The organism is Dechloromonas hortensis (assembly GCF_009469765.1).
GTDB lineage: Bacteria > Pseudomonadota > Gammaproteobacteria > Burkholderiales > Rhodocyclaceae > Azonexus > Azonexus hortensis.
On record NZ_SSSQ01000008.1, the window covers coordinates 1 to 16,677 of the forward strand.

The following is a 16,677-nucleotide window of genomic DNA, read 5'->3' on the forward strand; positions in this document are numbered from 1 at the left end:
GAAAAGTCCGGCCTGGTTGCCCGGGTCATTCCGGCTGAGCAACTGCTCGAGGAAACCCTGAAAGCGGCGCAGACCATCGCCGGCTACTCGCTGCCGGTGGTGATGATGATCAAGGAATCGGTCAATCGCGCCTTCGAGTCGTCGCTCAACGAAGGCCTGCTCTTCGAGCGCCGCGTTTTCCATGCCGCCTTCGCGCTGGAAGACCAGAAGGAAGGCATGGCCGCCTTCGCCGAGAAGCGCAAGCCGAGCTTCAAGAACCGCTGAGCACCCTCCCCCGCGCTGCTTGGCGCGGGGCGCCCCATGCACCTGTTCGTCGATATTTCGAGCCACGGCTTCGGCCATTTGGCGATTACCGCCCCGGTCCTCAATGCGCTGGCGGAAATTGCCCCGAATTTGCGGTTGACCGTCAGAAGCGGCTTGCCGGCCGCCAAATTGCGCCAGCGTATCCATGTTCCGTACGAACTGATCCATGGCAGCAGCGATTTCGGCTACGTGATGCGCGACGCCATCCATATCGATCGGCCGGCCAGCGCCGCGGCCTACCGTCAGGCACATGCCGACTGGGCCGGGCGGGTGGCGCGGGAGGCGAGTTTCCTGCGCCGATTGCAGCCCGACCTCGTGCTCACCAACGTCAGCTATCTGCCGCTTGCCGCCGCCAGCCTTGCCGGCATTCCCGCCGTCAGCCTCTGCTCGCTGAACTGGGCCGACCTCTTCCGGCATTTTTTCGGGCACGAAAGCTGGGCGCCGGCCATCCATGCCGAAATGCTGGCCGCCTACCGCTCGGCGAGCAGCTTCCTGCGCGTCACCCCGGGCATGCCGATGTCCGAACTCGGCAATTGCCATAATGTTGGCCCGATCGCCGCCCTCGGCCGGGTCCGCGATCTTGGCCTGAACGGCGACAAGGCGGTGCTGGTCGCCCTCGGCGGCATCAGCCATCGGCTACCGGTCGAAGATTGGCCACGCCTGCCCGGCATTCGCTGGCTGGTCGCCGCCGACTGGCAATGCAGCCACCGGGATGCCCTGGCCTATGAATCCTTTGGCCTCAGTTTCACCGACCTGCTATGCTCGGTGGACGCCATCATTACCAAGCCCGGCTACGGCACCTTCACCGAAGCCGCCTGCAACGGCACGCCGGTGCTCTATCAGCGTCGGGCAGACTGGCCGGAACAGGATTGCCTGATCGAATGGCTGGCGCGGCACGGGCAGTGCCGGGAAGTTGCCGCCGAGGCCTTGTTGACCGGCGGATTCGGCGCAACGCTGGCCAGCCTCTGGCGCCAGCCGGCGCCCCCCCGCCCGGAGGCGGCTGGCGCGCACGAAGCGGCCGCCCTGCTTAGAGCGGCCGGAAGCCCAGCCGTTTGAGCAATTCGCCGGTTTCGCAGACCGGCAGGCCCATGACGCCGCTGTAGCTGCCGGCCAGATGTTCGACGAACAACCCGGCCCGGCCCTGAATGCCATAAGCACCTGCCTTGTCCATCGGTTCGCCGCTCAGTACGTAGTGCCGGATTTCCTCGTCGTCGATCTGGCGGAAACGGACCTCGCTGGTGGACAGCAGGTATTCGGTATGGCCAAGGTGATTGACTGCGACCCCGGTCAGCACGCGATGCGTCTGTCCGGACAGACGGCGCAGGATGGCTGCGGCGTCGGCCTGATCGAGCGGCTTGCCGATGATTTCGCCCTCGAATTCGAGCGTCGTGTCGGCCGACAACACCGGCCGCAATGGCAACTTGCGTTCCTGGACGATCTTCAGGCCATGCTCGGCCTTGGCCCGGGCGACCCGCTCGACATAGACGAGCGGGTCTTCACCGGCGTGCGGGGTCTCGTCGGTTTCTGAATCGGCCCGCGAACCACCGCGAAAGACGATCGTATCGAAGGCAATGCCGATCTGATTGAGCAGTTCACGACGGCGTGGGCTACGCGAGGCTAGATAGAGGCGCATCAGCCCTCCCGGTGATATGGATGGTTTTTCAGCACGCTGACTGCCCGGTACAGCTGTTCGCACAGCAGCAGGCGGGCCATGCCATGCGGCAGGGTCAGGCTGGACAGGCGCAGCTTGTCGTCGGCCAGCAGCTTGAACTCTTCGTCCAGACCATCGGCACCGCCGATCAGCAGGGCCACGTCGCGGCCGTCCTGCATCCAGACTTCGAGGCGTTTGGCCAGCTTCAGCGTGGTCAGGTCGTCGCCCTTTTCGTCAAGGACGACGAGCCGGCTGCCCGCCGCCAGGGCATCGCGAATGCGACTTTTCTCGGCCGCCAGCAGTTGCTCGCGGGTTTTCGAACCGCGCGGTTCCGGCTTGATCTCGGTAACGCTGGCCGGCAGTTCGCGCGGCATGCGCTTGAGGTACTCGGCGCAGCCTTCGCTCACCCAGTCGGGCTGACGATGGCCGACGGCGAGTACGCTCAGCTTCATTCCGAAGCGGCCTGCTCCACCGCCTTGCGGCGCTGGGCCGGCGTCGCCTGCCAGAGCTCTTCAAGGTTGTAGTACTGGCGCACGGTCGGTTGCATGACGTGCACGACAATGTCGCCCAGATCGACCAGCACCCATTCGCCGCCGTCCTCACCTTCCGTCGACAGTACTTCGCCGCCGGCTTCGCGCACCTTGTCCTGGACGTTCTGGGCGAGTGCCTTGACCTGACGATTGGAGTCGCCAGTGGCGATGACCAGACGATCGAACATCGAGGTCAGCTTGGTGGTGTTGATGACTTCGATATCCTTGCCCTTGATGTCTTCGAGGGCGGAAACGACGATTTTTTGCAGCTTACGTATGTCCATTAGCTATTTCTGTAAAGGGAATGTGTCTGAATATAGTCGAGAACGCTATCCGGCAGCAAATAGCGCGCGGAAAGGCCGTTGGCGAGCAGTTTCCGGATCTGGGTCGCCGAAATGGCGAGCTGGGTCATCGCAAAAGTGACGATACCGCCAGCCGGTGCGTCTTTCAGGCTGCCGGCATCGCTCAGCCGACGGGCGTTGAACTGGCTGGCCAGTTCCGGCGGCAAACTGCCGGTTTCGACCGGAAAGCCTGGCCGGTGCGAGACCGCGACGTGGGCCAGCGAAAAAATGTCGGCCCAGCGATGCCAGCTCGCCAAACCGGCAAAGGCATCGGCCCCGACCAGCAAAACCAGCGACTGGGTCGGCCCCAGTTCGCGGCGCAAACGTTCCAGCGTATGCACGGTATAGCTGGGAGCCGCTGCTTCGACTTCGCTGGCATCGACTGAAAAACGTTCATTTCCAGCCGTCGACCGCCGGACCATCTCCAGTCGCTGATCTGCCGTCACTTGCGGCGCACCGCGATGCGGCGGCTGGCCGGCCGGAATCCAGCGCACGCCACCGAGCCCGAGATGGCCGATCGACTCCTCGGCCAGGCGCAGATGGCCGAAGTGCACCGGATCGAACGTGCCGCCGAACAAGCCGAGCGGCGCAGGCAAGCCGTCAGACAATTTCGGAAATACCGAAGATGTCGCGATAGCTGGCGTAGAAGCTGGCAAAAACGGCCGGCGCAATGATCAGCACCATCGGTACCGCCACGATGCCGGTGATGAAACTTTGCCCCTCCGGGAAGAGCAGCAACAGCAAGCCGAGCAGGACACCGGGAATCAGGCCGGCTACGATCAGCAGGGCAGCGCTATAGGCCAGGAAGGGGCGCCAGTTCATCCAGCAGGCGACGAAACTGAAGAACAGCGACTTGGTGATCGGCAGGCGATGCCAGGCGGCCAGCACCGGCGCGAACCAGTAGGCCATCATCACCGGCACCAGCAACAGCATGACGACCAGGCTGGGCAGCGTGAAATCGGCATCTTCGACGGCGGCGCGCTCGGCCCGGCTGTTGGCCAGCATGTAGCGCAACATGTCGCCGCCATCGACCAGCGTGGACACACCGAGAATGCCCAGCGTGCAGCACAGGTAGAGCGCCCCGAGGCCGAGCAGCGTCCGGGTGTTTTCCTTCAGGCCGCCGAACAGCGTCGGCAGGCCGACCGGCACACCGCGCTCCAGATTGCGCGCCGCCTGCATCAGGCCAACCGAGAGGCCGGGGACGACCAGCGAGGCGGCGAGCGCCCCGACCAGCGGCAGGACATTGAGAAAGATCACCGTAAACCAGTAGGTGACGACCAGCATCGACAGCACCGGCGGATTGCGCCGGAAGATCGCGAAGCCGGCAATGATCCAGCGCCAGCCGGCCGCCGCGGGAAGAGTCTGGGCGCGCACGCTCAAACGCCCACGAAAATGTCGCGGTACGACGCGTAGACCGCGCCGGAAAAGACCGGCAGCAACAGCAGCAGGCCGAGACCGAGCGGCAGCATGGCGAAGAACAGGGCAACGACCAGGAAGACGCCGAAGATGACCATCGCCAGCCAGTTCTTGGCTCCGGCATCGAAGCTGGCCCGCATCGCAGCGGCCGGCTGCATGTCGTGGAAGAAAACCAGGGCCGGCGCGAACCAGGTCGCCATGATGACCGGCACCGACAGCACCATGACCAAGAGGCCGGCCAGCATGATACCGCCGAAGGCGATGCCGACGCCGCCGACCCGGCCGGTAACGACACCGCCGAGCACGCCACCGCTGATCAGCAGGAAGGCGATGAAGGCGAGGCCGAAGACGCCGGCCGCGAAGAAAACGCCGACCATGATCAGTTGGCCCGCGTTATGGCGAAAACCGGCGAACAGGTCGGAAATTTCTGCTGTCTTGTCATCCTCCGACAGGTGGCGGCAAACCTGGACCATGCCGGCCCCGAACAGCGGCACCAGCAGGTGGGCCGCGACCTGGCCGAAAAAGGGAACGATCGAGATCGCCATCAGGATGATCAGCAGCAAAACCGAGCAACCGATCCAGACCCCGGGATTGGCCAGGAACATGGCCCAGCCCTGGCGCAGCCAGTCAAAACAGGCGCCAGCATCGACTTCGCGGCTTTCGCCCTTGAAAGGCGTCGGTGCCAATGGAAATACGGGAGTTTCGTTCATTCGCGGATGCTAACGGGGCCAGGCTTCGGGGGCAAGACGAAAACGCTCGAGCATGTGGCGAAAATGCTCGGGATCCTTGATCGTCACCACTTCGCCACCGCGCGGCTGCGCCCGCGCCTCCAGGCGCAGCAGCCAGAAACGCAGCGCCGCCGCCCGCCGCATTGCCGGCCAGGCGGCCATCTCGGCCGGCATCACCGGACGGTGGGCGGTGTAGCCGGCAAGCAGTCCGCTCAGCGCGCAGTCATCGACACACCAGTCATTGGCAACGACAGCCAGATCGAAGAGCAAGGCGTCTTCTCCGGCGAAATAGAAATCGAGTACGCCGGACAGTCGACCGTCGGCATCCCACAAGACGTTGTCGCGAAAGAGGTCGGCATGGATGACGCCGCGCGGCAACGAGGAATAATCCTGCGCCGCCTGGAAAGCCAGTTCGTCGGCCAGCAATTCGCCTTCAGCCGGCGCCAGCACGGGCAGCAAGGCGGCGCCGACGCTTTGCCGCCAGGCCGCGCCGCAGGGATTGGGCAGCGGGTTGGCCAGGTCGGCACCAGCCAGATGCAGGCGGGCCAGGGTTTCGCCAACGATTCGACAGTGATCCACGGTCGGCGTTTCTTCGCCGGCACCGGGCAGACAACTGAGCAGCGCCGCCGGCTTGCCGGCCAGTGGCCGCCAGCGCCGGCCTTCGGCGTCGGCCAGCGGCTGCGGACAAGGAATGCCATGCCCGGCCAGATGGCTCATCAGCGCCAGGTAGAACTCCAGCGCCTGCGGTGCCATGCGTTCGAACAGGGTCAGCACGTAGCGGCCACGCGTAGTCGTCACGAAATAGTTGGAGTTCTGCATGCCGGCGGCAATGCCGGCATGGCCGATCAACTCGCCCAGCCCGAGCGGCTGGAGCCAGGCCGCAAGTTCAGCGTGCCCGACGGTGGTATAGACGGACAAGGCTTACCAGCTGTGGATGATCCACATCGGCGGCTTGATCGGCGGCTGGGCAATATCAGCTTCGATGAAGTGGCCATCGCCCTGGCGGTCGACGAGGTAATAGGATGGCCCGACGCTGGGCGTTACCTTGACCATGTACAGCTTGCCGCGGATCCGGTATTCCTCGCGGGTTTCCTTCTCGGCCTTGACGATGGTCACCTGCGGCTCGAGCGCTGCATCGAAGGCTTCCATGCCGGGTGGCGGCGGCGGCACGGCCGGCAACGGCTGAAGATCGCCGTTTTGCGCCCAGGCAGGCAGCGACGCAAGAAGCAGGATGGGAAGAAGACGGCGCATGAAAAATTCCTTGTTGGTTCAGACCCGATTTTATTACAGGTTGAGCATCATCTCGTGCTCGTTCGGCAGCGGACCGAAGGGACGAGCCTCGTAATGCTTGAAAATGGCCTCGACCACTTTCTCCGGTTCGTCGATGACCTGGATCAGGTTGATGTCTTCCGGATCGACCATGCCTTCGGCGATCAGCCGGTCCTTGAACCAGTCGATCATGCCCTGCCAGAACTCCGAACAGACAAGGATCAGCGGAATCTTGCGCGCCTTGCCGGTCTGGATCAGCGTCAGCGCTTCCATCAGTTCGTCGAGCGTACCGAAGCCGCCCGGCATCACGACATAGGCGCTGGCAAAGCGGACGAACATGTACTTGCGGGCGAAGAAGTGGCGGAAGGTCTGCGAGATGTCCTGATAGGGATTGTTGGCCTGTTCGTGCGGCAACTGGATATTGAGGCCGACCGACGGCGACTTGCCGAAGAATGCGCCCTTGTTGGCTGCTTCCATGATGCCCGGGCCACCGCCGGAGATCACCGAAAAACCGGAATCGGAGAGCAGGCGCGCCGTCTGCTCGGTCAGCATGTAATACGGCGAGTCCGGACGGACGCGGGCGCTACCAAACAAAGTCACGGCCGGCTTGATCGCCGCCAGACGCTCAGTCGCCTCGACGAACTCTGACATAATGCCGAAAATCCGCCACGACTCGCGGGCCGTCGTGCTTTTCAGCATGGCCTCGGTCTCGACACCCATCACCAGCTTATCGCTCTCAGTCACGTTATGCCTCTCTTATTGTTGGTGGACGGTTCGTCCTATCTCTATCGCGCTTTCCACGCCCTGCCCGACCTGCGCAACAAGGCCGGCGAGCCGACGGGCGCCATCTACGGCGTTTTGAACATGCTACGCCGGCTGGAAAGCGACTACAAGGCAGACTACAAGGCCGTCGTCTTCGACGCCAAGGGCAAGACCTTCCGCGACGACTGGTATCCGGAATACAAGGCCCACCGGCCGCCGATGCCGCCCGAGATGGTCAGCCAGATCGAACCGCTGCACGCCGCCATCCAGGCCGCCGGCTGGCCGCTGCTGATGGTCGACGGCGTCGAGGCCGACGACGTGATCGGCACGCTGGCCACCAAGGCTGCGGTCGACGGCATCGAAACGCTGATTTCCACCGGCGACAAGGACCTGACCCAACTGGTCAATCCGCTGGTCCGCTGGTACAACACAATGAGCAACGAACTGCTCGACGAAGCCGGCGTCGAAGCCAAATTCGGCGTGCCGCCGGGCAAGATCGTCGATTACCTGGCCCTGGTCGGCGATACCGTGGACGGCGTGCCCGGCGTCGCCAAATGCGGCCCGAAAACCGCACTGAAATGGCTCAACCAGTACGGGTCGCTCGACGAAATCGTCGCCCATGCCGACCAGATCGGTGGCGTCGTCGGCCAGAACCTGCGCGACCACCTCGGCTTCCTGCCGCTCGGACGGAAACTGGTCACCGTCGCCTGCGACCTGTCGAACCTGCCGGCACCGACTAGCCTGGTCACGACCGCACGCGACACCGACACCCTGCGCGAACTCTATACCCGCTACCAGTTCCGCTCCTGGCTGGCCGAGATCGATGGCCCTGAAGCGGCTGCCGCCGTGCCGCCCAGGGAAGGTTTGGCCGCCACACCGACAGCGCCGGCCGGCGCCATCGCGGTCAGCTATGAAACGGTGCTGACCTGGCCGCAATTCGAAATCTGGCTGAACAAGATCGAAAGTGCCGAACTGACCGCGCTCGATACCGAAACGACCAGCCTCGATTCCTTCGCCGCCCGCATCGTCGGCATCTCGCTGTCGGTCAAGGTCGGCGAAGCCTGCTACATCCCGCTCGCCCACACCGCGCCCGGTGTCGCCGACCAGTTGCCGCGCGAGGCCGTGCTTGCCCGGCTAAAACCTTGGCTGGAGGCGGTCGACCGCCGGAAAGTGCTGCAGAACGCCAAGTACGACCAACATGTCTTCGCCAACCACGACATCGTGCTGGCCGGCATCGCCCACGACACCATGCTGCAGAGTTACGTCCTTGAGTCCGACAAGGGCCACGACCTCGGCCAATTGTGCAGCCGCCACCTCGGGCTGGAAACCATCGCCTATGAAGACCTCTGTGGCAAGGGCGCCAAGCAGATCGGCTTCGACCAGGTCGATCTCGAACGGGCCGCCACCTACGCCGCCGAGGACGCCGACGTCACGCTGCGCGTCCATCAGGCGCTACACCCGCAGTTTGCCGGCGAACAAGGCCTCTCCTACATTTACCACGAGCTCGAAATGCCGGCCCGCCAGGTGATCTGGCAGATCGAACGCAACGGCATCCTGATAGACAGCAGCGTGCTTTCACGGCAAAGCCATGAAATGGGCCAGAAGATCATGGCGCTCGAAGCCCAGGCCTACGAGCTGGCCGGGCAGCCGTTCAACCTCGCTTCGCCAAAGCAGCTGGCCGAGATCCTGTTCGAAAAGCAGGGCCTGCCGGTCAAGAAGAAAACCCCGTCCGGTGGCCCGTCAACCGATGAGGAAGTGCTGACCGAACTGGCCCTCGACTACCCGCTGCCCAAGCTGCTGCTTGAACACCGCAGCCTGTCCAAGCTCAAGGGCACCTACACCGACAAACTGCCGCGCATGGTCAATCAACAGACCGGGCGAGTGCATACTCACTTCTCGCAGGCGGCAGTCGTTACCGGGCGCCTCGCCTCAAGCGACCCCAACCTGCAGAACATCCCGGTGCGCAGCGAGGAAGGCCGGAAAATCCGCACCGCCTTCATCGCCCCGGCAGGCAGCAGCATCGTCTCGGCCGACTATTCGCAGATCGAACTGCGCATCATGGCGCATCTCTCGGGTGACGAGCGCCTGCTCGAGGCTTTTGCCCAAGGTGAGGACGTGCACCGCGCCACCGCTGGCGAAATTTTCGGCGTCACGCCGCTCGAAGTCGGCCCCGACCAGCGCCGCGTCGCCAAGAGCATCAATTTCGGCCTGATCTACGGCATGAGCGCCTTCGGCCTGGCCCGCCAGCTCGGCCTGGAACGCAGCGCGGCGCAGACCTACATCGAACGCTATTTCAACCGTTACCCGGGCGTTGCCCGCTACATGGAAGAAGCTCGCGAAGCCGCCCGCCAGACCGGCTACGTCGAAACCGCCTTCGGCCGCCGGCTGTGGTTCCCGGATATCCGTTCGAGCAACGGAAATCGCCGCCAGGGCGCCGAGCGGGCCGCAATCAATGCACCGATGCAGGGCACGGCGGCCGACCTGATCAAGATGTCGATGATCGCCGTCCAGAACTGGCTGGAAAAATCAGCCCTGCAATCCCGCCTCGTGCTGCAGGTGCATGACGAACTGGTGCTCGAAGTGCCGGATGGCGAACTGAACGAGGTCCGCCTGCACTTGCCGCGCCTGATGGGCCAGGTCGCCGAGTTGAAGGTGCCGCTGGTCGTCGAGGTCGGCGTCGGAGCGAACTGGGAAGCGGCGCACTAGCGCCGGGCGAGCAGCCGGCCGAAGGCGTCGACGGTCTCGTCGACGCTGATTTCCGAAACATCGTGTGACGGCTTTTGCAACAACTCGTAGGGCACGCCCCAGGGGTGCCAGCGTGCCGCCGACGAATTGCCGAAGAAGCAGACCAGCGGCTTGCCGAGGCCGGCCGCGACGTGCATCGCACCGCCGTCGGAGAGCACCGCCGCATCGCACAGCGACAGGCCAGCGATCAGTTCCGACAGATGCTCGGTACGCAGTGGCGCCGCCGGGAGATCGGCCAGCGCCGCCAGCAGGCGTGCCGCCTTGCCGTCGTCACCGGGATGGAAGGGATTGTTCTCGTCGCCCGGCGACCAGAAGACCAGGAAACGCGCCCCATGCTGGGCGTGCAGGCGGTGTGCCAATTCGCTGAAACGCTCCACCGGCCAGCGCTGTTTTTCCTTGCGGGCGCTAATGTGCAGGGCGACCAGGGGGCCATTTCCCTGGGCGACCGCTGTCGGCAGTTGCTGGCGCAAGGCGGCGGCCTGCGCCGTATCGGCAGCGACGGTCAACGCCGGAATCGGGCCGGAAATGCCGAGCGGCGCCAGCAGCCGGAACATGTCTTCGGTTTCATGCAGCACGCCGCCATCGGCGTGCTCAATGGCCAGATCGATGCGGGCCGAAGTCGCCTGTTCAGTGACGAAGCCGACAATATGCTCGGGCGCCAGCATCCTGGCCAGTTTCAGCGAACGGCCGGCAAAACCGCTGGTCGCCAGAATGGCGTAGTCGAACTTCATCTGGCGCAATTGCCAAAGGAGCTTCGCCCGCCGCCAATAGGCCTGCCAGACCGACTCGCCCGCCGCATGCTTGCCCTTGGTGTAGGCAAAGATGGCGTCGAGATGTGGATTGCCGTGAATCGCCGGCTCGTTGTAGCTATTCACCAGCGCCGCGATATAGGCCTGCGGATACTGCCGGCGGATCGCTTCGAACAAGGGCGTCGTACAGATCAGGTCACCAATATTGTCGCGGCGGATGATGAGGATTTTCACGCCTTGGCACTTTCATCGCGCAACGCTAATGCCATTCCGGCAATCGCCACAGCCAAGTTGGCCACCCCACCAACCCAGTACCCATTATTTATATTGCTCAAAAAATAACCAACCAAGGTCAGCAAAAGGACGCCTCCCCAACGACCAATCGCATCCTGCTTGCGGACAAGGTGGGCACAGGCACCGACAACCAGACCCCAGAAAGCGAGTACTAAGATCAGGCCAATCACACCAATCTCAAAAACCACCTGCAAAGGATAATTATGCGGGTTCACTCGACCATAGGACGCAGTATCCGCATCACCCAGATAATACTGAGCCAGATCAGGATCCTCGGCATGCCAGCGGCTGGCAAATCCTCCGTCATTAATGGCCCAAGCCAGCTTTTTCCATCCATAGCCAAAACCCAGCCACGGCCGTTCCCGAATCACTTCCACGACCCCTTGCCAAACCGCCAAGCGCAAACCCAAACCCTGGTTGGTAACATAGGTTTCTGGGTTGGCCAGCGACTTATACTTATTCAGATAACCTAGATCAGCCTGACTGTAGAGGCCAATCAATAGCGTCCCCAACAGAGCTGCCAAGGCCAATAGCATGCGGTACCGCCGCGCCAGAAGAAACCCAATGGCCACGGTTAAGGTAACGATCAGGATGGAACTGCGCGAACCATAAAGTGCCGTCAGTAGCAAAACAAACAGAATCAGGATAATCGTCCCGGCCCGCAAAACGATACGCATCGGCAGCAGCACGGCAATCCCGATCAACAAGGGCAGATAGACCGAGGCCGAGGCAGCGTACCCCCCCCAGAAAGCATTATGCCGGCGCGGAGCCTCCTCGATACTCGCCGAAAACAGTGCCGCAAAACCGCTATCGAGGATTTCACCAACCGATAACACCGAGACGGCAACGAATCCGGCCAGCGCAATCAGCAGGGAACAGCGCACATCACTCTCTGTCCGGACTAAACGCCAGGCTCCAGCGACTAGCAGTATCTGGAGGAACAGATCCCTGCTAATTGCATGCAGACTATCGGCTGGATAAGGCCCAATCACCGATACGAACACTGCCCAAAGCACAATTAGCCCCCCCGGGATCCAGCCACCCCGGTTCCCAACCCGACGTTCCGACGGCACCATCCGCCAAAGTGCCAATAGGGCAACCAGCAAAGCGACGAAAGCGGCATTGCGCAAAGCACCAAATTTGTTGAACGGCAGCAAGAAGAGCGCGAGCCCCCACGCCAGCCATGCCAGTTGGTGAAATCCGTGTAGTTCGCTAAACTTAGCGTTCACCTTGCCCTCCCACCTTTCAGGCCTTGATAGACCTCGATAACTCGTTGCGCGACAACGTCATAGGTATAGTTTTGGCGAACATGCCGGTAACCATTGTCGGCAATACGCCGTAACTCGGCTGGCGCCGCAAGGTAGCGACGTAGCTGAGCTTTCAGGTCGCTGACATCACCATAAGTCCCAACATGCTCGCCCGGCATCAGGAACTCATCCATCTCCCGCGATTCGTCCGTCAATAAAAACGCCCCGCTGGCCGGTACTTCAAAAATTCGCATGTTCATGCCGCTCCGGGCTTTTCCAGCACCCGCCCCCCAGTTGGTGACATTGAAAACCACACGCGACTGGTTATACAGCATATTGAGTGGCTCACCATCGATCCAGCGCCCCTTTACAGCCGCTAACAAACGTCGATTGGTCAAATTATTACGACGCCATTTCCGGCCGTAAATCACCACGTTAGGAGTAACTTCAAGAATTGCCTCCAGATGGCGCTGGCGATGTGGAGACCAGTTGCCGACAAAACAGACATCATATTTTTTTTCGACTGCAGATAGGCGATAGAATCGCTCTGGATTTACTACGTGACTCAGGTAACTGGCATTCGGAAAACCAGCCTGGAGCAGTGTTTCGGTTGCCGCGCGGCTGATAAAAAAGTACCAAGCGAAAAACTCGGCCTCACGTAGTGCCTCAGCAACACGCTCTTCGCGCTCAACCCACCAACCAATCAGGGTTGGTGCCTTAGCCAACACGTCATGATTGAAATTAATACCACGCACAAGAAAAACTGCATCTGGAGATAACTCAGCGATTTTCGCAGCAAGGCGATTACTACGGTGATTTTGATGCGCCAAAGGGTGCTTTGAAAATACGGTTTTATGCTTTGGTAAAACACGGAAATTATGGAACTGCTTATTAATCTTACGAATAACCCAGCGATCAAACCAATGCGTTTGATCTGCTAGTAAAAAGTCGGCGACAACACCGTGGCGTGCAAAAGCCTCGGCAAGATTAGCGATAATCGGCGGATTAGCTGAATAAACGATAAGAATTTTTTTCAAATACATTTAATTAGTATTTACAGATAGACCAATCGGTCTTTGCCGGATAAGTCTCGACAAGCATCAGATCGAATGAGCAAAAACTGACTTATTTTTCCCAACTACTTCATACCTTTAATTAATGTGTTTTTCTGCAAGAAGGCGAAGGGCAGCGTCGGCTATCCGATCTGACGACACATTGACAATGCAGGAGCGAGTACCAATCCGGCAGGAGTATGGGGCTTTAAATATATGGGCACATGGAACACAAGGCAGTTTTTCCTGAAGGATGACGGCATGCTTATTGACCGGCCGAGTTTCTCGCATATTGCAAGGACCAGCCAAGGAAACCAATGGAATATTAAGGCTATCGGCCATATAAGTTAGTCCAGAATCAACCCCAATAAAGACATCCAAACGCCCTAGCAATGCGGGTACAGCATCTAGCGAGAAAATGCCGCAACTGTCGATGACACGAGGTGAAGCCAGTTTTTTGATCAGCTCATCGGCCAAGGAGCGATCCCCGAGCCCTCCCAACAAAACAATACATATTGTTGGGTCTCTTTCCAGCAACGTTCGACATACACCTTCGAGCAACGGCAAACCAAGCTCCTTTAACTTGTTTGCAGCACTAATGGCTACGCCTCCTAGACTCATACTAGTCAGACAGCCGGCGGCGCTCAGGAATTCCGAAACGGATTGCTCGGCACCGGGAGAAGCGATCACCTCCTTGCGCATATCAACCAAATGACAACCAAGTAACGCAACCAATTTTGCATAACTTAATCCGATAAGCTGGTTGCCATCGTGGAGAACACTATCGGTCCACAAACGTTGCGCAAAGCGAGTACTTTTCCCCATCAGATTCGGGGTTAGCCCGAGACGCCGCGGAATACCACTCATTGCCAAAATAAATGGCCACGCCAGCCCGCCACTACAGCAAATTGCGACATCCGGTCGTAGTTGCCTAATTTGCCGAATCCGGAACCACTTATGCCGCCAACCAGATAAGCTACCGGAAGGAATTTCTAATAGCTGGTCGAAGAAGGGCAGTTGGGCCGCCAAGGCCATATTGACAGGATGCAGAGCCACTACAATATGAGCTTTTGGAAAAGATTTCCTCAGTTCACGAAGCAATGGTGTAGTACAGACAAAATCACCAATTTTTCCTGTCTGAACAACCAGGATAGTCCGTATCTCGGCCCCCACCCGACGCCTTACGAAAGGCAACACCAAGAGTGCTAAAAGTACGTAGAGCAATCTCTACTCCTTACCTATAAATATCATTCAAACACTTCGGCCAGCACCTGTGCCACGCCATTGACGTAGGCATCGATCGAAAAGCCTGCCTCGACGCGACGCCGACCAGCCTCACCCATCGCCCGCCGCAACAGCGGATCGCCGAGCAGGCGGCGCAGTGCGGCGGTCAGTGCCGGCACGTCAGCGTAGGCGTAGAGCAGACCGGTTTCTTCATTAACGATCAATTCGCGCGTGCCAGTGACATCGGAGCCGACCACAGGCTTACCGGCCAGCATGGCTTCGAGCACGACGCGCGGCAGGCCTTCCTTGCTCGAACACAGGACGCAGACATCCATCGCCTGCACCCAGGCCAACGGCACCGGCTGAAAGCCGACAAAGCCGACCAGCTCGCCCAAGCCAAGATGCTGGCTCAGGCCTTCCAGTTCGGCGCGCTGCGGCCCTTCGCCGAGGATCAGGCAACTGACCGGCAGCCCCTCGTCTTTCAGCTTGGCCAGGGCCTGCAGCAGATGGGCGACACCCTTGCGCGCGGTCAGTTGCCCGACCGTACCGATGACCAGGCGCTGCGTTGTCGGCGGCAACTTGATCGGCGCCGGCAGTGCGGCTCGGCAGTCGATCGCGTTATGCACGACACGCAGCCGGTGCTCGGCGACATGCTGGGCGGCGAGGACGTCGGCGACGCCTTGCGACACGCAGATGATGCGGGTCGCGACGCGATTGACGATGGCCGCCTCACCCAGTTGCAGCGTCGGCTCGATGCGGCAATGCTGAACGACCGGCAGGCCGGCCGCCTCGCCGGCCAGATAGCCTTCCAGGTTAGAGGATGGCTGGTTGTTCATGTAGAGCAGATCGAAACCGCCCTCTTCGAGCAGCGTGCGCAACGCGGCGACGCGCGGCTTGATCCGCCACTGCATTTCGATGGCCAGCACAGCCCGCTTCTTGAGTCGGGCCGACCACGACAAAATGCCGCGCGCCAGTTCCTTGGCCAGCTTTGCCCACAGCGGCTGCTTACGCGTCGGCAGCAGGCGCAGCGGAATGCCGATCTCGGCCAGTTCCTCGGACAATAGCCGGCCATCCCTACCCTTGCGGTAATCCTTGTAGAAACAGCAGGTCACGGCGAAACGTTGGCGGTCGAGGCGCTTGAGCAGTTCGAACATGCTGTTGGTGCCGCCGCCCCACTCGTTGCCGGTATCGAGCAGCAGAATGCGTTTTGGCTGGCTCATGCGGTTTTTCGGCTCAGAATGCTGTCCACCGCAGCAATCACCTCGTCGACCGCGATGTTGTCCATGCAGATCGGCTCGGCGTAGGGGCAGTTCTTGGAAAAACAGGGATCGCAGGTCCGCCATTTGCGAATCACGACATGCTGCTCCAAATCGTAGCCGGGGCCGGAGCGGGCCGGGTCGGAGACGGCAAACAGCGCGACGACCGGCGTCTCGACGGTAACCGCCAGATGCATCGGCCCGGTGTCACCGGTAACCAGCAAACTGGCCCGCTTGAGCAAGGCCGGCAAGGCGACCAGCGGCAACTGGCCGGCCGAGGCCCAGGCCCGCGTACCGCCGGCGAGCGGTGCGGCGGCCTCGATGCCGGCCGCCACTTCCTGGCACAGCGCCGCTTCGGCCGGCGAACCGGTGACCACGAAGCGCAACTCCGGCCAGCGTTGCGCAAGTTGCGCCGCCGCAGCGATGAAGCGCGAACGCGGCCAGCGTCGGCTCATCGTCGAGGCGCCGGGCTGGAAGGCGACGATGTTCGCCTGCTGCCAGCCCCGTTCGGCCAGCGCCTTGTCCAATGCCTCGGCGCCTGCGGCATGCAGCGGCACCGTCATGCGCGGCGAGAAATCGCCGAGCGCGCCGGCCAGCCTGGCCACCGCCAGGCGCTGCTCGATGCCGTGGCCGAGATCGTCCCAGCCCAGTACCGGCTCGCGGTTGCTGAGCAGGAAATTCCAGCGGTTGTTGTTGGGCAGCTTGAAGACGTAGCGGGCACCGGAGAGATAGGCCAACGGCGTCGCCTGCGGCTCGTTGCCATGGAAGATGGCGGCGAGGTCGTAGCCCTTCAGGCTCTTCGCCGTACGGGCGAAACCGCGCCATTTGCCATCGTAGGGCAGCAGTTCATCGACCCCGGCCAGCCCGGTGAACAGGGCCTGCAACGCCGGATGGACGAGCAGCGTGATGTGAGCCTGCGGATAAGTCTGGCGCAGCGCGCGCAGGCCGGGCGTGGACAGCAGCGTGTCGCCGAGCGCCGTGCAGGAAATGGCGAGAATGCGGCGGATGGCCGGGCTGCCGAGTTCACCAGCCGGACGCGGGCGTTTGTCGAGCGCCCGCTTGATTTTCAGCCAACGGTAAAGCAGCGGTTCCCTCAGGCGCAGGCGCATC

Annotated in this window: 18 protein-coding genes; 3 read left to right on the forward strand and 15 right to left on the reverse strand. The window is 61.6% G+C overall.

Annotated features, from left to right (window positions below):
• Positions 1-264 (forward strand): enoyl-CoA hydratase-related protein (locus tag GH663_RS13250; protein WP_246181536.1); only part of this gene is annotated, 264 nt, incomplete at its 5' end.
• 36 nt (positions 265-300) lie between these two features.
• A complete protein-coding gene (locus GH663_RS13255; protein WP_153132205.1) occupies positions 301-1,359 on the forward strand; it encodes a hypothetical protein in 1,059 nt (352 codons plus the stop codon).
• Here the strand turns inward: GH663_RS13255 and GH663_RS13260 are convergent.
• The 9 genes from GH663_RS13260 to GH663_RS13300 are packed head-to-tail and all read right to left on the reverse strand — an operon-like array spanning position 1,331 to position 6,982.
• On the reverse strand, positions 1,331-1,936 hold the full coding sequence (locus GH663_RS13260) for a Maf family protein (RefSeq protein ID WP_153132206.1): 606 nt from the start codon (positions 1,934-1,936) through the stop codon (positions 1,331-1,333). The genes GH663_RS13255 and GH663_RS13260 overlap by 29 nt on opposite strands.
• Entirely contained in the window at positions 1,936-2,406 is a 471-nt protein-coding gene (rlmH, locus tag GH663_RS13265) for a 23S rRNA (pseudouridine(1915)-N(3))-methyltransferase RlmH (protein WP_153132207.1), read from the reverse strand. Before rlmH ends, GH663_RS13260 begins: the two co-directional genes overlap by 1 nt.
• Positions 2,403-2,768: a ribosome silencing factor gene (rsfS, locus tag GH663_RS13270; protein WP_066882299.1), complete on the reverse strand. Its 366-nt coding sequence runs from the start codon at positions 2,766-2,768 to the stop codon at positions 2,403-2,405. The genes rlmH and rsfS overlap by 4 nt, the downstream gene beginning before the upstream one ends.
• On the reverse strand, positions 2,768-3,433 hold the full coding sequence (gene nadD, locus GH663_RS13275) for a nicotinate-nucleotide adenylyltransferase (protein WP_439329176.1): 666 nt from the start codon (positions 3,431-3,433) through the stop codon (positions 2,768-2,770). The genes rsfS and nadD overlap by 1 nt, the downstream gene beginning before the upstream one ends.
• On the reverse strand, positions 3,426-4,199 hold the full coding sequence (locus tag GH663_RS13280; RefSeq protein WP_153132208.1) for a BPSS1780 family membrane protein: 774 nt from the start codon (positions 4,197-4,199) through the stop codon (positions 3,426-3,428). The genes nadD and GH663_RS13280 overlap by 8 nt, the downstream gene beginning before the upstream one ends.
• A 2-nt stretch (positions 4,200-4,201) precedes the next feature.
• Positions 4,202-4,951 carry a BPSS1780 family membrane protein gene (locus GH663_RS13285; RefSeq protein ID WP_153132209.1) on the reverse strand — a complete coding sequence of 250 codons (750 nt, stop codon included), beginning with the start codon at positions 4,949-4,951 and terminating at the stop codon, positions 4,202-4,204.
• A gap of 9 nt (positions 4,952-4,960) precedes the next feature.
• Positions 4,961-5,887 (reverse strand): homoserine kinase, encoded by a 927-nt coding sequence (locus GH663_RS13290; RefSeq protein WP_153132210.1) that lies wholly within the window; start codon positions 5,885-5,887, stop codon positions 4,961-4,963.
• Positions 5,888-5,890: 3 nt separating this feature from the next.
• Entirely contained in the window at positions 5,891-6,220 is a 330-nt protein-coding gene (locus GH663_RS13295; RefSeq protein ID WP_066882289.1) for a DUF2782 domain-containing protein, read from the reverse strand.
• A 33-nt stretch (positions 6,221-6,253) separates the two neighbouring features.
• Positions 6,254-6,982, reverse strand: coding sequence for an LOG family protein (locus tag GH663_RS13300; protein ID WP_439329177.1), 729 nt, complete (start codon positions 6,980-6,982; stop codon positions 6,254-6,256).
• Between the two features lie 3 nt (positions 6,983-6,985).
• Here GH663_RS13300 and polA point away from each other — a divergent pair, with 3 nt between their 5' ends.
• A complete protein-coding gene (gene polA / locus GH663_RS13305; RefSeq protein WP_153132211.1) occupies positions 6,986-9,706 on the forward strand; it encodes a DNA polymerase I in 2,721 nt (906 codons plus the stop codon).
• On the opposite strand, the gene GH663_RS13310 is transcribed toward polA, so the two are convergent.
• The 6 genes from GH663_RS13310 to GH663_RS13335 form a co-directional block, all read right to left on the reverse strand.
• Entirely contained in the window at positions 9,703-10,728 is a 1,026-nt protein-coding gene (locus tag GH663_RS13310; protein ID WP_153132212.1) for a glycosyltransferase family 9 protein, read from the reverse strand. The genes polA and GH663_RS13310 overlap by 4 nt on opposite strands.
• Positions 10,725-12,017 (reverse strand): O-antigen ligase family protein, encoded by a 1,293-nt coding sequence (locus GH663_RS13315; RefSeq protein ID WP_153132213.1) that lies wholly within the window; start codon positions 12,015-12,017, stop codon positions 10,725-10,727. The genes GH663_RS13310 and GH663_RS13315 overlap by 4 nt, the downstream gene beginning before the upstream one ends.
• Positions 12,014-13,078, reverse strand: a complete 1,065-nt coding sequence (locus tag GH663_RS13320) for a CgeB family protein (RefSeq protein WP_153132214.1) — start codon at positions 13,076-13,078, stop codon at positions 12,014-12,016. The genes GH663_RS13315 and GH663_RS13320 overlap by 4 nt, the downstream gene beginning before the upstream one ends.
• A 108-nt stretch (positions 13,079-13,186) precedes the next feature.
• Positions 13,187-14,311, reverse strand: coding sequence for a glycosyltransferase family 9 protein (locus tag GH663_RS13325; RefSeq protein WP_153132215.1), 1,125 nt, complete (start codon positions 14,309-14,311; stop codon positions 13,187-13,189).
• 23 nt (positions 14,312-14,334) lie between these two features.
• Positions 14,335-15,531, reverse strand: coding sequence for a glycosyltransferase family 4 protein (locus GH663_RS13330; RefSeq protein ID WP_153132216.1), 1,197 nt, complete (start codon positions 15,529-15,531; stop codon positions 14,335-14,337).
• Entirely contained in the window at positions 15,528-16,676 is a 1,149-nt protein-coding gene (locus tag GH663_RS13335; RefSeq protein ID WP_153132217.1) for a glycosyltransferase family 9 protein, read from the reverse strand. Before GH663_RS13335 ends, GH663_RS13330 begins: the two co-directional genes overlap by 4 nt.
• Position 16,677 lies beyond the last annotated feature (1 nt).

Excerpts from the sequence above, each read along its gene's own strand:
- rlmH (WP_153132207.1), bottom strand. The coding sequence starts at position 2,406 with ATGAAGCTGAGCGTACTCGCCGTCGGCCATCGTCAGCCCGACTGGGTG.
- rsfS (WP_066882299.1), bottom strand. The coding sequence starts at position 2,768 with ATGGACATACGTAAGCTGCAAAAAATCGTCGTTTCCGCCCTCGAAGAC.
- GH663_RS13285 (WP_153132209.1), bottom strand. The coding sequence starts at position 4,951 with ATGAACGAAACTCCCGTATTTCCATTGGCACCGACGCCTTTCAAGGGC.
- GH663_RS13330 (WP_153132216.1), bottom strand. The coding sequence starts at position 15,531 with ATGAGCCAGCCAAAACGCATTCTGCTGCTCGATACCGGCAACGAGTGG.
- GH663_RS13260 (WP_153132206.1), bottom strand. The coding sequence starts at position 1,936 with ATGCGCCTCTATCTAGCCTCGCGTAGCCCACGCCGTCGTGAACTGCTC.
- GH663_RS13295 (WP_066882289.1), bottom strand. The coding sequence starts at position 6,220 with ATGCGCCGTCTTCTTCCCATCCTGCTTCTTGCGTCGCTGCCTGCCTGG.
- GH663_RS13255 (WP_153132205.1), top strand. The coding sequence starts at position 301 with ATGCACCTGTTCGTCGATATTTCGAGCCACGGCTTCGGCCATTTGGCG.
- polA (WP_153132211.1), top strand. The coding sequence starts at position 6,986 with ATGCCTCTCTTATTGTTGGTGGACGGTTCGTCCTATCTCTATCGCGCT.
- GH663_RS13320 (WP_153132214.1), bottom strand. The coding sequence starts at position 13,078 with ATGTATTTGAAAAAAATTCTTATCGTTTATTCAGCTAATCCGCCGATT.
- GH663_RS13335 (WP_153132217.1), bottom strand. The coding sequence starts at position 16,676 with ATGCGCCTGCGCCTGAGGGAACCGCTGCTTTACCGTTGGCTGAAAATC.